Source organism: Ferrovum sp., from assembly GCF_027317285.1.
Taxonomy (GTDB): domain Bacteria; phylum Pseudomonadota; class Gammaproteobacteria; order Burkholderiales; family Ferrovaceae; genus Ferrovum.
Genome location: NZ_DAHVHV010000054.1, coordinates 1 through 13,755, shown reverse-complemented (window position 1 = coordinate 13,755; position 13,755 = coordinate 1). Strand labels below are relative to the sequence as shown.

Annotated in this window: 9 protein-coding genes and 1 pseudogene; 7 read left to right on the top strand and 3 right to left on the bottom strand. The window is 56.6% G+C overall.

Annotated elements, in window-relative coordinates:
- The 4 genes from M6F29_RS09960 to M6F29_RS09945 all read left to right on the top strand — a co-directional run.
- Nucleotides 1-2,417 (top strand): efflux RND transporter permease subunit (locus M6F29_RS09960; RefSeq protein ID WP_298159252.1); only part of this gene is annotated, 2,417 nt, incomplete at its 5' end.
- Nucleotides 2,414-3,874 carry an efflux transporter outer membrane subunit gene (locus M6F29_RS09955; protein ID WP_298159250.1) on the top strand — a complete coding sequence of 487 codons (1,461 nt, stop codon included), beginning with the start codon at nt 2,414-2,416 and terminating at the stop codon, nt 3,872-3,874. The genes M6F29_RS09960 and M6F29_RS09955, both read left to right, overlap by 4 nt.
- 4 nt (nt 3,875-3,878) lie before the next feature.
- On the top strand, nt 3,879-5,924 hold the full coding sequence (locus M6F29_RS09950) for an NAD(+) synthase (RefSeq protein WP_298159247.1): 2,046 nt from the start codon (nt 3,879-3,881) through the stop codon (nt 5,922-5,924).
- Complete coding sequence (locus tag M6F29_RS09945; RefSeq protein WP_298159244.1) at nt 5,921-7,342, top strand: FAD-binding oxidoreductase; 1,422 nt, start codon at nt 5,921-5,923, stop codon at nt 7,340-7,342. The genes M6F29_RS09950 and M6F29_RS09945 overlap by 4 nt, the downstream gene beginning before the upstream one ends.
- On the opposite strand, the gene uvrB is transcribed toward M6F29_RS09945, so the two are convergent.
- Nucleotides 7,339-9,357 (bottom strand): excinuclease ABC subunit UvrB, encoded by a 2,019-nt coding sequence (gene uvrB / locus M6F29_RS09940; RefSeq protein WP_298159241.1) that lies wholly within the window; start codon nt 9,355-9,357, stop codon nt 7,339-7,341. The genes M6F29_RS09945 and uvrB overlap by 4 nt on opposite strands.
- A 114-nt stretch (nt 9,358-9,471) precedes the next feature.
- On the opposite strand from uvrB, the gene M6F29_RS09935 reads away from it, so the two are divergent.
- Both M6F29_RS09935 and M6F29_RS09930 read left to right on the top strand, forming a co-directional pair.
- Nucleotides 9,472-10,695, top strand: coding sequence for an amino acid aminotransferase (locus tag M6F29_RS09935; protein ID WP_298159238.1), 1,224 nt, complete (start codon nt 9,472-9,474; stop codon nt 10,693-10,695).
- Between the two features lie 86 nt (nt 10,696-10,781).
- Nucleotides 10,782-11,378 (top strand): superoxide dismutase, encoded by a 597-nt coding sequence (locus M6F29_RS09930; RefSeq protein WP_297456343.1) that lies wholly within the window; start codon nt 10,782-10,784, stop codon nt 11,376-11,378.
- Here M6F29_RS09930 and M6F29_RS12375 read toward each other — a convergent pair.
- Nucleotides 11,375-11,613: pseudogene (locus M6F29_RS12375) on the bottom strand (hypothetical protein). The gene M6F29_RS09930 and the pseudogene M6F29_RS12375 sit on opposite strands and share 4 nt — an antisense overlap.
- 49 nt (nt 11,614-11,662) lie before the next feature.
- Nucleotides 11,663-12,001: a rhodanese-like domain-containing protein gene (locus tag M6F29_RS09925; protein WP_298159236.1), complete on the bottom strand. Its 339-nt coding sequence runs from the start codon at nt 11,999-12,001 to the stop codon at nt 11,663-11,665.
- A gap of 120 nt (nt 12,002-12,121) precedes the next feature.
- Here M6F29_RS09925 and M6F29_RS09920 point away from each other — a divergent pair, with 120 nt between their 5' ends.
- Nucleotides 12,122-13,699 carry a GAF domain-containing protein gene (locus M6F29_RS09920; RefSeq protein ID WP_298159233.1) on the top strand — a complete coding sequence of 526 codons (1,578 nt, stop codon included), beginning with the start codon at nt 12,122-12,124 and terminating at the stop codon, nt 13,697-13,699.
- The last annotated feature ends 56 nt before the right edge of the window (nt 13,700-13,755 follow it).

The following is a 13,755-nucleotide window of genomic DNA, read 5'->3' as shown; positions in this document are numbered from 1 at the left end:
ATCAGGCAAAGACGGCCAAAGAATATCGTCCCCTCATTCTGGCCTATCGCCATGGAAATCCGATCCGTTTACAGGACATTGCCGAAGTGGAGGACAGCGTTCAGGATCTGCGCACGCTCGGGCTGGCCAACGGGCAACGTGCCATCCTGCTCATCGTCAGTCGTCAACCCAGTGCCAACATCATCGAAACGGTGGATCGTATTCGCGCCATCCTGCCGCGCCTGCAAGCCTCCATCCCGACTTCCATCGATCTCAAGGTGGTCATGGATCGAACTCCATCCATCCGCGCCTCGTTACATGACGTGGAACGTTCTCTGGTGATTGCCACGGTACTGGTGATTCTGGTGGTATTCCTGTTTCTGGGGGAGGTACGTGCGGCGCTCATACCCAGTATCGCCATTCCGGTTTCCCTGATCGGAACCTTTGGTATCCTCTATCTGGGACACTACAGCCTGGATAATCTTTCTCTCATGGCCCTGACAGTCGCCACGGGGTTTGTGGTGGATGACGCCATCGTCATGCTGGAGAATATCACCCGCCATATCGAGCGTGGACTTCCTCCCCTGCAGGCCGCTCTGATCGGTGCCAGGGAAGTGGCCTTTACCGTTGTGTCCATGAGTGTTTCCCTGGTGGCCGTATTCATCCCCCTGCTCCTGATGGGCGGTTTGGTGGGACGCATGTTTCGTGAATTTGCCGTGGTTCTGTCCACGGCCGTGTTGGTCTCACTGGTGGTCTCGCTTACCACCACACCCATGCTGTGCGGCCGCTGGTTGCAACGGGCAAAAGCCCCCTCTTCCTCCTGGCAGCGTCGTTTACAGTGGGGAGTCTGGCTGTTCCAGCGCCTCGAAAAAGGGTATCAACGTACTCTGGATACCGCACTTCACCATAAACGTCTGGTTCTGTTTTTGTTGTTCCTGACCATTGGTCTGAATTTTTATCTCTTTTCCATTGTCCCCAAGGGGTTCATGCCGCAACAGGATACGGGGCGCCTGATCGGCCGGGTTCAGGCCGATCAAAATATTTCCTTTCAGGCCATGCGCGACAAAATGACACGCTTCATCCGGATCTGCAAAAGTGATCCGGATGCCCAGGATGTCATCGGTTTTACCGGAGGCGAAGCGCGCAATGCCGGTAACGTTTTCGTGGTTCTGAAGCCGGAAGGGGTACGCCATGCCACCTCAGATGAAGTCATTGCCCGCCTGCGCACCAGATTGAAGGCGGTGACCGGGGCCAGCCTCTACTTTCAACCCATCCAGGATCTGCGCTTTGGTGGACGCGTGAGCAATGCCCAGTATCAGTACACTCTTCAAGGCAATCATCTGGAGGAATTACGGACATGGTCACGACGGATCCGCATTGCATTGGCCAAATTACCCGAATTGGCTGATGTCAACAGTGACCAGCAGGAATTGGGTCTGGAAGCCTGGCTCGAAATCGACCGGGATACGGCGGCCCGAATGGGGGTTGATCCGCGTTCGCTGGATCAGGTCCTCAATGACCTCTATGGACAGCGGATCATTTCGACCATCTACAACCCGCTCAACCAATACCGGGTGGTGATGGAGGCGGCCCCCCCCTTTTGGCAATCCCCTGCCATGCTCGAACAAACCTATATCTACGCTGCGGACGGTGCCATGGTGCCGTTGGCAGCCATCGTCAAGATTCGTCCGGGCAATGATTCCCTGACCGTCAATCATCAGGGACAATTTCCTGCCACCACCATCACCTTCAATCTTCCTCCCGGGGTTTCCCTTGGTCAAGCCACGGATGCCATCCATCAGACTTTCAAGCAGTTGGGCGTTCCGCCTTCCATTCAGGGTTCTTTTGAAGGAACCGCCAAAGTATTCAAGGACTCCCTGTCCAATGAGCCCCTTCTGATCCTGGGCGCACTGGTGGTGGTCTATATCGTGCTGGGAATTCTCTATGAAAGTTTGATTCACCCCCTGACCATCCTTTCCACCCTGCCCTCTGCCGGAGTCGGCGTGGTCGTGGCTTTGCTGATCACGGGGCAGGAGTTCAACCTGATGACCCTGATCGGTGTCATCCTGCTGATCGGAATCGTCAAGAAAAATGCCATCCTGATGATCGACTTCGCCCTGCAGGCCGAACGGAACGAAGGACTGTCTCCGGAAGACGCCATCCTGAAGGCATGCGTCAAACGGTTTCGTCCCATTCTGATGACCACTCTGGCCGCCATGTTCGGTGCTCTACCTCTTGCCCTCGACTGGGGAAGCGGTGGAGAATTACGTCGACCCCTGGGGGTGGCCATTCTGGGCGGGTTGGCCTTGAGTCAGTTACTGACCCTGTATACCACTCCTGTGGTCTACCTGTATCTGGATCGTTTTCGCCAGCGCTGGGGAAAACGTTTTGCCTGGAAACGCGTCATCCCGGTCAATTCCGCCGCGAGTGAGGTATGAGAAATACATATCGATGGTTCTGGCCGCTGCCTTCCTTGGCTCCCTTTTTGATCCTGGTACTGTCCGGGTGCGAAGTGGGTCCCGATTACGTCAAACCCACCTCGCCCACGGCCAGTAGTTTCCGGGTGCCAGCGGGCTGGAAAGTCGCCTCCACGCAGGGGACGCCCATTCCTGCGCGCTGGTGGACCCTGTTTCAGGACGCCACTCTGGATCAACTGGAGGTTCAGGTAGCCCAGGCCAACCAGACGGTGGCCCAACAGGAAGCGGCCTGGCGCCAGTCCCAGGCATTGGTGCGCAGTACTCAAGCCGGGTTGTTTCCCACGCTGGGCCTGTTTGCAGCCGAATCCCGTAACCGGGCTTCGGCCAATGGGGTGGTTCTGGGCAATGGTTTGATTTACAACAACGACATGGCGGCCCTGCAAGCCAACTGGGTACCGGATCTGTGGGGCTCGGTGCGGCGGAGCATCGAAGCCAACCAGGCCTCTGCGCAGGCCGATGCCAACCAGGTGGCCGCTACGTTGCTGAGTTTGCAAAGTCTGTTGGCGGTGGACTATTTCCAACTACGCACCGATGATGCCGAATCGGCCCTCCTGACAGAGGCGGTCAAGGCTTATCAGAAATCTCTGGATCTGACCCTCAACCGTAAAAAATTCGGGGTGGCTGCGGATACGGATGTTCTTCTCGCCGAAAATCAACTGGAAACGGCCAGGGCTCAACTTATCGACGTGGAAGTTCAGCGCAGTCAGATGGAACACGCCATTGCCGTGTTGATAGGAAAAGTTCCTTCAGAGTTCAGGCTTCCTTCACTGCCGCTGGGCGATGGCTATCCCAAACCCCCTTTGACCATTCCGTCGGTTCTATTGGAGCGCCGTCCGGACATCGCCGTGGCCGAACGTCAGGCCGCCTCTGCCAGTGCCAATATCGGCGTGGCTCAGGCAGCCTTTTATCCCAGTCTGACCTTGTCCGGGAATTACGGGTATCAGAATGCTGCTTACAGTAACCTCTTTGCGCTGCCCAATCAAAACTGGTCGATCGGCCCTCAACTTTTTCAGCCCCTGTATGACGCCGGACTGCGCCTGGCCAACCTGGATCAGGCCCGTGCCGGTTTTGATCAGGCCGTGGCCAACTACCGCCAAGTCGTCCTGACCGCCTTCCAGAATGTCGAGGACAATCTGGCGGCAGAGGAAATTCTGACCCGGGAAATCGTGGTGCAACAACGTGCGGTCAAGGCAGCTGCGCGTACCGTCGTTCTGACGGACCAGCAATACCGCTCAGGGACCGTGGATTATCTCAATGTCGTCATCACTCAAACTGCCTTGCTCACCGGGCAAGTCAGCGAAGTCACCCTGCGCGGACGAGCCTTCGTGGCCGCCGCCCAACTCATTGCGGCACTCGGAGGGGGCTGGGATAGTGGTGAACCTCCTGTGCAACAAACCCAGCAGGATGGGGTACACTGAAAGGATGCGTGCGATTCCCCCTTTTTTTGACCTTCACGCTCAGGATTATCTGAGGGTAGCCGTGGCCATCCCCACCGTGGCTCTGGCACGTCCCCTGGACAATGCCCAGCGGACCGTGGCGCTCATGTCCCGGGCCGTGGCGCAGGGGGCACGGATCGTGGTGTTTCCAGAACTGGGCCTGACCGGCTATTCCTGTGACGACTTGTTTCATCAGGAGGCTTTGCTCAGATCCGCGCTCCAGGCGCTGGAGCAGGTGCGCCAGGCCAGCGAGAAATTGCCGGTGTTTGCACTGGTGGGTTTCCCTCTGCGCCACCGCAGTCATCTGTTCAATTGTGCGGCATTGATCGGAGGAGGGACGATTCACGGCATTGTCCCCAAATCCTATCTGCCAAATTATCGGGAGTTTTATGAGGCCCGTCAGTTCACGCCTGCGCTCTCGATCCGTACCGAGTGGCTGGAATGGAAGTCCCATCCGCCCGTTCCTTTTGGCCCCCGTTTGCTTTTTCAGTGTGAGGATCAACCTCTGGCGACGTTGGCGGTGGAAATTTGCGAGGACTTGTGGGTTCCCATTCCTCCCTCCAGTCTGGCAGCGCTGGCCGGTGCCACGGTCCAACTCAATGCTTCGGCCTCCAATGCCACGGTGGGTAAGGCCGACTACCGGCGTCAACTGGTGTCCAACCAATCTGCCCGCTGTCTGAGCGCATACCTGTACAGTGCGGCGGGGTGTGGAGAATCCACCACCGATCTGGCCTGGGACGGTCACGGTCTGATCGTGGACTACGGGAACATACTGGCCGAAAGTATCCGCTATACGCCCACGGATCAGTTGATCACTGCCGATCTGGACCTGTTGCGTCTGCACCAGGAACGGATGCGCCAGAATACCTTTGCCCAGGCCTGTTCCCATCACCAAAAGGAACTCGAAACCTTCGATACCGTGCACCTGGCCCCGCTGAAAGGCCCCCGCCCCTGCCTCACGGTACACCCCGTTCCAACCCGCTTCCCCTACGTTCCCGGCGCCTCTGACCAACGGGATGAACGCTGTGCCGAAGTCTTTCACATCCAGGTTCAGGGGCTGGCCACCCGTTTGCGGGCCACTGGTTTGAAAACCCTGGTCTTGGGCGTTTCCGGCGGGCTGGACTCAACCCACGCCCTGCTGGTGTGCTGTGCCGCACTGGACCAACTGGAACTGCCCCGTCAGTCTCTGCGGGCCTATACCCTGCCGGGCTTTGCCACCGGCTCTGCTTCCCTGGCGCTGGCCCACCGTCTCATGAATGTGTTGGGGATCACGGCAGAGGAAATCGACATTCGACCCAGTTGCCTGCAGATGTTGAAAGATCTCGATCACCCCTATGCGCGGGGAGAAGCGCGTTATGACATCACTTTCGAGAATGTACAAGCGGGCGAACGGACCAGCCATCTTTTTCGTTTGGCCAACCATCATGGCGGGCTGGTGGTGGGAACCAGCGACCTGAGTGAATTGGCGCTGGGTTGGTCTACCTATGGGGTGGGAGACCACATGGCGCATTACCACGTCAATGCCAGCGTTCCCAAAACCCTGATCCAGCATTTATTGCGCTGGGCCCGGGAACGCGCGCTGTTGACCCCGGCGCTGGGTCCCCTGCTGGAGGAAGTATTGGCTCTGGACATCTCACCCGAACTGATCCCTGCCCAGGCGGGACAGATGCAGCGTAGCGAGACTACCGTAGGGCCCTACGAATTGCAGGATTTTTTCCTGTACCACACGCTGCGTTTCGGTTCCCCTCCTCGCCGACTGGCTTACATGGCCTGGTGTACTTGGGGACAGGGGGAAACCCCCTATTCCTTTGCCGAAATCCGTCACTGGTTGGGAGTCTTTGTCACCCGTTTCTTTCAGGGCAGCCAATTCAAACGTTCCTGTCTGGCCAACGGTCCCAAGATCGGGTCCGGCGGGTCGCTCTCGCCGCGCGGAGATTGGCGTGCACCCAGTGATGCTGCCGCCACCGTGTGGGAGGAGGAAGTCCGGTCCTTGCTCACGGAAACTCCCCCTCTACCTCGGAAGGAAGATTGAGTTTGGTTCATTCGGCACTTTATGCGGACTTGCGTGCACGGTTGGGGGAATCGGGACTCCTGACCGATCCTCTGGCCGTCGCCGCCCATAATACGGACTGGCGTGGACGCTATCAGGGAACCGCACCCTGGGTGGTTCAACCGGCCTCCACGGCGCAAGTCATCGATGTGATCAAGGCCTGTGCCAACGCGGGCGTCCCCCTCGTTCCGCAAGGAGGGAATACCAGCCAATGTGGTGCGGCCACGCCCCGTGTTGGCCATCCGGAAATCATTCTCAGTTTGTCCCGCATGAACCGGATTCTGGAACTGGATGCGGAAAATGCGACCTTGGTCTGTGAGGCCGGTGCAGTCCTCGCCCAGGTTCAAAAACATGCAGAGGCGGCGGGTTTTCTCTTTCCTCTCAGTCTGGCCTCCGAAGGAAGCGCCCAGATCGGGGGGGTGATTTCCACCAATGCGGGGGGAACGGCGGTTCTGCGCTATGGCAATATGCGTTCCCAGGTTCTTGGTCTGGAAGTGGTCCTGGCGGATGGGCGTTGCTGGAATGGGTTGAAGGGACTCCGCAAGGACAATACCGGATACGACCTCAAACAATGTTTCATCGGGGCAGAAGGAACGCTGGGCATCATTACGCGTGCTGTCCTGCGTCTCTATCCCCTTCCCCGCCAGAGGGTGACGGCTTGGCTGTCCGTGCCTTCACCCGCGCTGGCCGTTGGCCTGTTGCGTTTTCTGCGTGCCCAATGTGGAGACCGGATTTCGGCTTTCGAACTCATCTCTCATTCCGCACTGTCCCTGGTTTTGCACCATATTCCCCAGTTCCAGGCTCCCCTCGATCCTCTCCCCGCCTGGTCGGTTCTGATCGAACTGGAAGAATTTGATGCCCTGGCCCCCCTGCAAGGGTTACTGGAAAAGGCCCTGGTCCTGGCGCTGGAAGAAGGTCTGCTGGATAATGCCGTGCTGGCACAGAGTCTGGCCGAAGCCCAGGCCCTCTGGGCTTTGCGGGAACGAATCTCCGAAGCACAGAAACGGGAAGGAATCAGTATCAAACACGACATCAGTGTCCCCGTCAGTCGGATCCCCGAATTCATCGAGTGCGCCGGAAAGAATCTCGAAGCGGCTTTCCCCGGCATTCGGGTGGTGTGTTTCGGTCATGTGGGGGATGGCAACCTGCATTACAACCTGTCTTTTGCGGATCCCGAACGCAATCGTACCCTGATTCCCCAAACGCCGGCCGTCAACCGGATCGTGCACGATGTGGTCAGCACACTCAATGGAAGTATCAGCGCAGAGCACGGAATTGGTCAGTTGAAGGTACAGGAATTGGTCCATTACAAAGACCCCGTGGCCCTCGACCTGATGAAAAAACTAAAAATGCTTCTGGACCCCCAGGGCCTGCTCAACCCCGGAAAAATCCTGGCCTAACCCAGCGCCAGCCACAGCATCTGCAGTTTCTTGATCTGATCGCGCAGAGCTGCCGCTTTTTCGAATTCCAGTTGGCTGGCAGCACCGTGCATCTCTTTTTCCAGGCGCTGAAGCAAGGCCTGACGCTGTTTTTCCGTCATGGCTTCGCTGCCTCTTTCCGGTTCTGCCACTTTCAGAGGGGGCGACATCTCAATTTCCGTGTAGAGGCCTTCCAGAAGATCCACGATGGGTTTGGCCACGCCGCGCGGAATAATGCCCTGCGCCTGATTGTGCGCCTGCTGCAAACTGCGTCGGCGCGCCATTTCATCCAGGGCACGCCGCATGGAATCCGTGGTTCGATCGGCATAGAGAATGGCTCGCCCTTCGAGGTGCCGGGCAGCCCGTCCGATGGTTTGAATCAGGGAGCGTTCCGAACGCAGAAATCCTTCCTTGTCTGCATCCAGAATGGCCACCAGGGCCACTTCCGGAATGTCCAGTCCTTCGCGCAACAGGTTGATTCCCACCAGTACATCAAATTTTCCCTGACGCAGGTCGCGGATGATCTCCACACGTTCCACGGTGTCGATGTCCGAATGCAGGTAGCGAACACGAATGCCCTGCTCATGCAGGAATTCGGTCAGGGTTTCTGCCATGCGCTTGGTCAGGGTGGTGACCAGAACACGCTGCTGGCGTTCCGCAGAGATGCGAATTTCACCCAGCAGATCATCCACTTGAGACAGGGCTGGACGGATTTCCACGGGTGGGTCCACCAGGCCGGTGGGGCGGATGATTTGCTCGACCACCTGCCCCGAATGTTTTTGCTCATAGGCGCCTGGCGTGGCCGACACAAAGATGGTCTGGGGCATGAGGCTCTCGAATTCGTCAAACCGCAAGGGCCGATTATCCAGGGCAGAGGGCAGACGAAAGCCATAATTGACCAGATTTTCCTTGCGTGCCCGGTCTCCCTTATACATTCCACCGACCTGCGGCAGGGTGGTATGGGATTCATCGATGAAGAGCAAGGCATGAGAAGGGAGATATTCGATCAAGGTCGGGGGAGGAGAACCTGCCGGACGTCTCGACAGATGCCGCGAGTAATTTTCGATGCCTTTGCAGAAACCAAGGGTATTCAACAACTCCAGATCGAAACGGGTCCGTTGCTCGATGCGCTGTAATTCCACCAGGCGTTGTTCCCGGGCATAAAAATCGATCCGTTCCTTCAACTCGATCTTGATGGTTTCAATGGCCCGTACCACAGTATCACGGGGGGTCACGTAGTGGCTGGAGGGAAACACGGTGAAACGCCCCAGGCGTTTCTGCAGACGTCCGGTGAGCGGATCGAAGAGTGTCAGCCGTTCCACCTCGTCGTCGAACAGCGTGATACGCAGGGCTGATTCGCTGTGTTCTGCAGGATACACATCGATGACGTCTCCCCGCACCCGAAATACCCCGCGCTTGAATTCCACCTCATTACGCGTGTACTGCATGACGGCGAGACGCCCCACAATGGCACGCTGATCGATTTTCTCCCCTTCCTTCAGGTGTAAAACCATCTTATGGTAGTCGGCCAGATCACCGATCCCATAAATGGAGGAAACGGAGGCCACGATGATGCAATCGGGGCGCTCCAGCAGGGACTTGGTTGCAGACAGGCGCATTTGTTCGATGGCTTCATTGATGCTGGAATCTTTCTCGATGTAGAGATCCCGTGCCGGAACATATGCTTCCGGTTGGTAATAGTCATAATAGGAAACGAAGTATTCCACCGCGTTTTCAGGAAAAAACTCGCGAAATTCCGAATAGAGTTGGGCGGCCAGGGTCTTGTTGTGCGCCAGAACCAGAGCAGGACGCCCCAGGCGGGCAATGACTTGAGCCATGGTATAGGTCTTGCCTGATCCGGTTACCCCCAGCAGGGTTTGATATTGCAACCCGAGATTCACGCCCTCGGTCAGTTGTGCGATGGCCTTGGGTTGATCCCCGGCAGGGACAAAGGGTTGAACCAGACGAAAGGGGCTGTTTTCAAAAGTGACGAGCACTGGCAATTCCTGAAAGACAAGGGCATGGATCCCAGACCACCCCGAGTGTGGCATTGTACCCCCGGTTAGCAAAAAACCTCTACAATGCATCCTTTAATTTCTTCTCTTGTCATCATGACCGCTCCTTCTTTTCTGACGCATCTTCCGTTGGCTCCCAAAGACCCCATTCTGGGCGTGACTGAGGCCTTCCAGATGGATTCCAACCCGCACAAGGTCAATCTGGGGGTAGGCGTCTATACGGATGAGCAAGGAAAACTGCCCCTCCTGCATTCGGTCGCATTGGCGGAAGACCGGCTCAATACCCTCAAATCCGCCCGTGGTTATTTGCCCATCGAGGGGTTGGGGCGTTATGTCCGGCAGGTCCAGACCCTCGTCTTTGGAGAGAACTCGCCCGTCCTCCGGGAAGGTCGCCTGGTTACCGTCCAGTCTCTGGGGGGAACGGGAGGTCTCAAACTGGGGGCCGATTTTCTGCGCTGGTTTCATCCCGCCGCCGAAGTCTGGATTTCCGACCCCAGTTGGGAGAATCATCGCGCACTTTTCGAGGCTGCGGGATTCACCGTCAAATCTTACCCTTATTACGATCCGGAAACCCACGGTGTGGATTTTCCCAGACTGCTGAACGCTCTGGAGGGTGCGCCACGCGGCACCATCGTCGTTCTTCACGCCTGTTGTCACAATCCCAGCGGCGTGGATTTGAACGCGGCGCAGTGGCAAGCCATTCGTGCCGTGGTGGTCGAGCGCGGACTGACCCCCTTTCTTGATCTGGCCTATCAGGGATTTTCCCGGGGGACGGAGGAGGATGCGGCCAGCGTCCGACATTTTTCAGAACTCGATATTCCCGTCCTGGTGGCCAATTCCTTTTCCAAATCCTTCTCGCTCTATGGGGAACGGGTGGGTGCCTTGACCCTGATTTGTGCCAGTCGGGAAGAAGCCCAGCGGGTCCAGTCACAGTTGAAACGCGTGATCCGCACCAACTATTCCAACCCGCCCACCCATGGGGCCTCCATCGTGGCCACGGTACTGGAGGACTCCAACCTGCGCCAACTCTGGGAAGATGAGTTGGGTGCCATGCGCAATCGCATTCGATCCATGCGCCTGGCACTGGTTTCGCGTCTCAGGGAAACCGTTCCGGATCAGGATTTCGGGTTCGTGGCCGAACAACAAGGAATGTTTTCCTTCTCGGGACTGGATCTGGCGCAGGTCCGGCGCCTACGTCAGGACTTCTCTATTTATGCCGTGGACTCAGGGCGAATCTGCATTGCCGCACTCAACGAACAGAACCTCGGGCGTGTGGTAGAGGCCCTCGCTCAAGTGATGACAGAGGCATCAGACGCCTGATTTACGTCTGGGATTCTCAATGTCTATACCCATTCTAAAATTGATGTATGCTACGGGTATCCTGAACCAACCCTGGAGATATTCAAGTGTCACACGAACTCATGACCCTGCCCTTTGCCATGGATGCACTCGCCCCTCATATTTCCAGGGAAACTCTGGAATATCATCACGGCAAGCACCATCGAACCTATGTCAACAAACTCAATGAACTGATCAAGGGAACCGAATTCGAAGGTTTGTCCCTGTCCGACCTGGTCAAAAAAACCACGGGGCCGACTTTCAACAATGCGGCCCAGGTATGGAATCACAACTTTTACTGGTATGGACTCAATCCTCAGGGAAGTGACAAACCCGCCGGAGAACTTGCTGCCGCCATCGACAGGGATTTTGGCTCCTTCGACCAATTTGCCACGCAGTTCAAAACGGCTGCCGCCACAAAGTTTGGTGCAGGATGGACCTGGCTGGTCAAGACAGAAGATGGAAAACTGGCCATTCGCAATAGCAACGATGCCGAAAATCCTCTGCAATGGAATCAGATTCCGCTTCTGACCTGCGATGTCTGGGAGCATGCCTATTACATCGATTACCGCAATGAACGCCCCCGTTATATCGAAGCGTTCTGGGCCTTGATCGATTGGGATTTCGTGGCCCGCAATCTGGCTGGAAAGGGAACCCCCTTCTAATAAAGCAGAAATCTTTTCCTCAATGCGGAAAATTCCCTGAGGCCTCCCAGCCATTGAGATGCGATGGATCTCGGGTCTTTCCCGTCGGTAATCGCCTGCACCCACGAAGGGGATCCTACCATGCTCAGGACTTCCTTCGTGTGGAACTGTTCCGGATAAAGTTGATGGAGGGTGCTGGCCAGTTCTATCCCAAGGAATGGCGAGTCGAGTTCGCGTCGATCCACGGCGCACCCAGCAGTTCGAAAGGGGTATCGGTGCCGCGTCCAACGCTGACATTGGCGCCTTCAAACGCCTCGTTTGACCTCCTTCTTCATGCGCAAGGCCAAACTTCCCACGCTGCCTCCATTGAACACCTGGGTGTAACCCAGTTGGTGCATGACAGACAGGGCGTGACCCGAGCGTGCGCCTGAGCGGCAGTACAGAATCACAGGGGTACCTTTATCCTTGATGACCTGATGAATGTCATGATTGAACCGGTCCAGCGGAAGATTGATGGCCCCTTCGATATGTCCCGAAATGAACTCGGAATGAGTCCGTACGTCGATCAACCGGGCATCGGCGGGCAACTCGGTGTCGGTCTTGTGGTCGCTGACAGCGGCCATGAAGTGTGAAAAAAATCCCATGCGGATCCCTCCAGATTATTTAACAGGTTCTGTAGTGTTTTGATGCTTTCTGGCACATTTGCTGTCATCATTCAAAAATCCGGGAAACCTTGCCCATGAAACATTTTAACGTGATCTGACATGCTGCCCAATGAAACCGAAAGAATTTTGGAAATGGTGGCCACGGGGGCTCCCTTGTCGGAATCCTTGTGCGCCTTGATTGAGTTTCTCGAATCCCGGGCTCCGGGGGTGCGAGGATCCATTTTATTGCTCGATCAGGAAGGGGTGCAGGTCTACCATGGTGCGTCTTCCCCCCTGCCCTCTCCGCTGATCACCGCCATGGACGGACAGCCCAGCCGTTCACAGGCAGGTTCATGCGACACCGAGATCCTTCCCAGGGAACCGGTCTTCATCGAAAACATCGCCGTCGATCCCTCTTGGGAAGGCCACAGAAATATTGCGTTGAAAAATGGAGTTCACGCCTATTGGTCCACCCCCATCATCGATGCAAAAAAACGCGTGCTGGGCACCCTGGCCCTGTATAACGCCAAACCAGAACTTCCAACCCATGAACACCTCCGTCTGATGGATACCGTCACCCATATTGCATCCATCGCCATCAGTCGTGAGCACGAGGAAGAAGCCCTGCGGGAGAGCGAAGCCGCCTTCCGGCGGCTGTTTGAATCCTCACGGGATGCCATCATGACCCTGAACATCGACAAAGGCTTTCTCAGTGGAAATCCAGCCGCCATCGCATTGTTCAGGTGCGCGGATGAAGCGGAATTCATTTCGCTCTCTCCCGCTGACGTTTCCCCGGAATTTCAGCCGGATGGTCGCCGTTCGTATGAAAAAGCGCGAGAAATGATGGAACTGGCCCTCGACAAGGGGGCGCATTTTTTTGAATGGATGCATAAGCGAACCGATGGAACCGAGTTTTTTGCGGATGTCCTGCTGACCCGTATGAATCCCGGGCCCAATGGTTTGATCCAGGCCACGGTGCGGGATATCAGCGAACGCAAGTCTGCAGAGGTGAAATTACAGCGTCTCACACAACTCTACGCAGCACTCAGTCAATGCAATCAGGCCATCGTGCGTTGCACCTGTGAGTCCGAACTCTTCCCACAAGTATGCCGTGATATCGTCAATTTCGGCGGCTTGAAAATGGCCTGGATCGGCATACTGGATGACGCAACGAAACGGATCGTCCCGGTTGCGTCTTTTGGTGCCGGACAGGACTATCTGGAAACGCTCTACATCTCCGTGGAAGCAGACAAACCCGCGGGGCGTGGGCCCGTGGGTACGGCTCTTCGGGAAAATCGCGCGGTCTGGTGCCAGGATTTCAAACGGGATCCCATGACCGTTCCCTGGCAGGAAACCGCTACCCAGTATGGTTTGGCAGCCTGTGCCGCAATTCCCTTGCACTGTAATGGCCAACCCATAGGAACCTTTGCCCTGTATGCCGGTACCGCTCATGCTTTCGACGAGAGTATCCAGACACTCCTTCTTGAAATGGCACTGGACATAGACTATGCCCTGACCAGTTTTGACCGTGAAACCCGGCGTCAACGTGCGGAAGAGGACTTGCGGGAAAGTGAGCAACGACTGAGAACCATCATTGAGACCGAACCAGAATGTATCAAGGTCATCGGTCTTCAGGGGGAGTTGATGGACATCAACGCCACTGGTTTGAAATTGTTGGAGGTCTCTTCCCTCGACTGAACTTTAGACATATGCCTCTCCCAACCGTCCCGGATTTTTCCTGGTGGTGGGGTGGG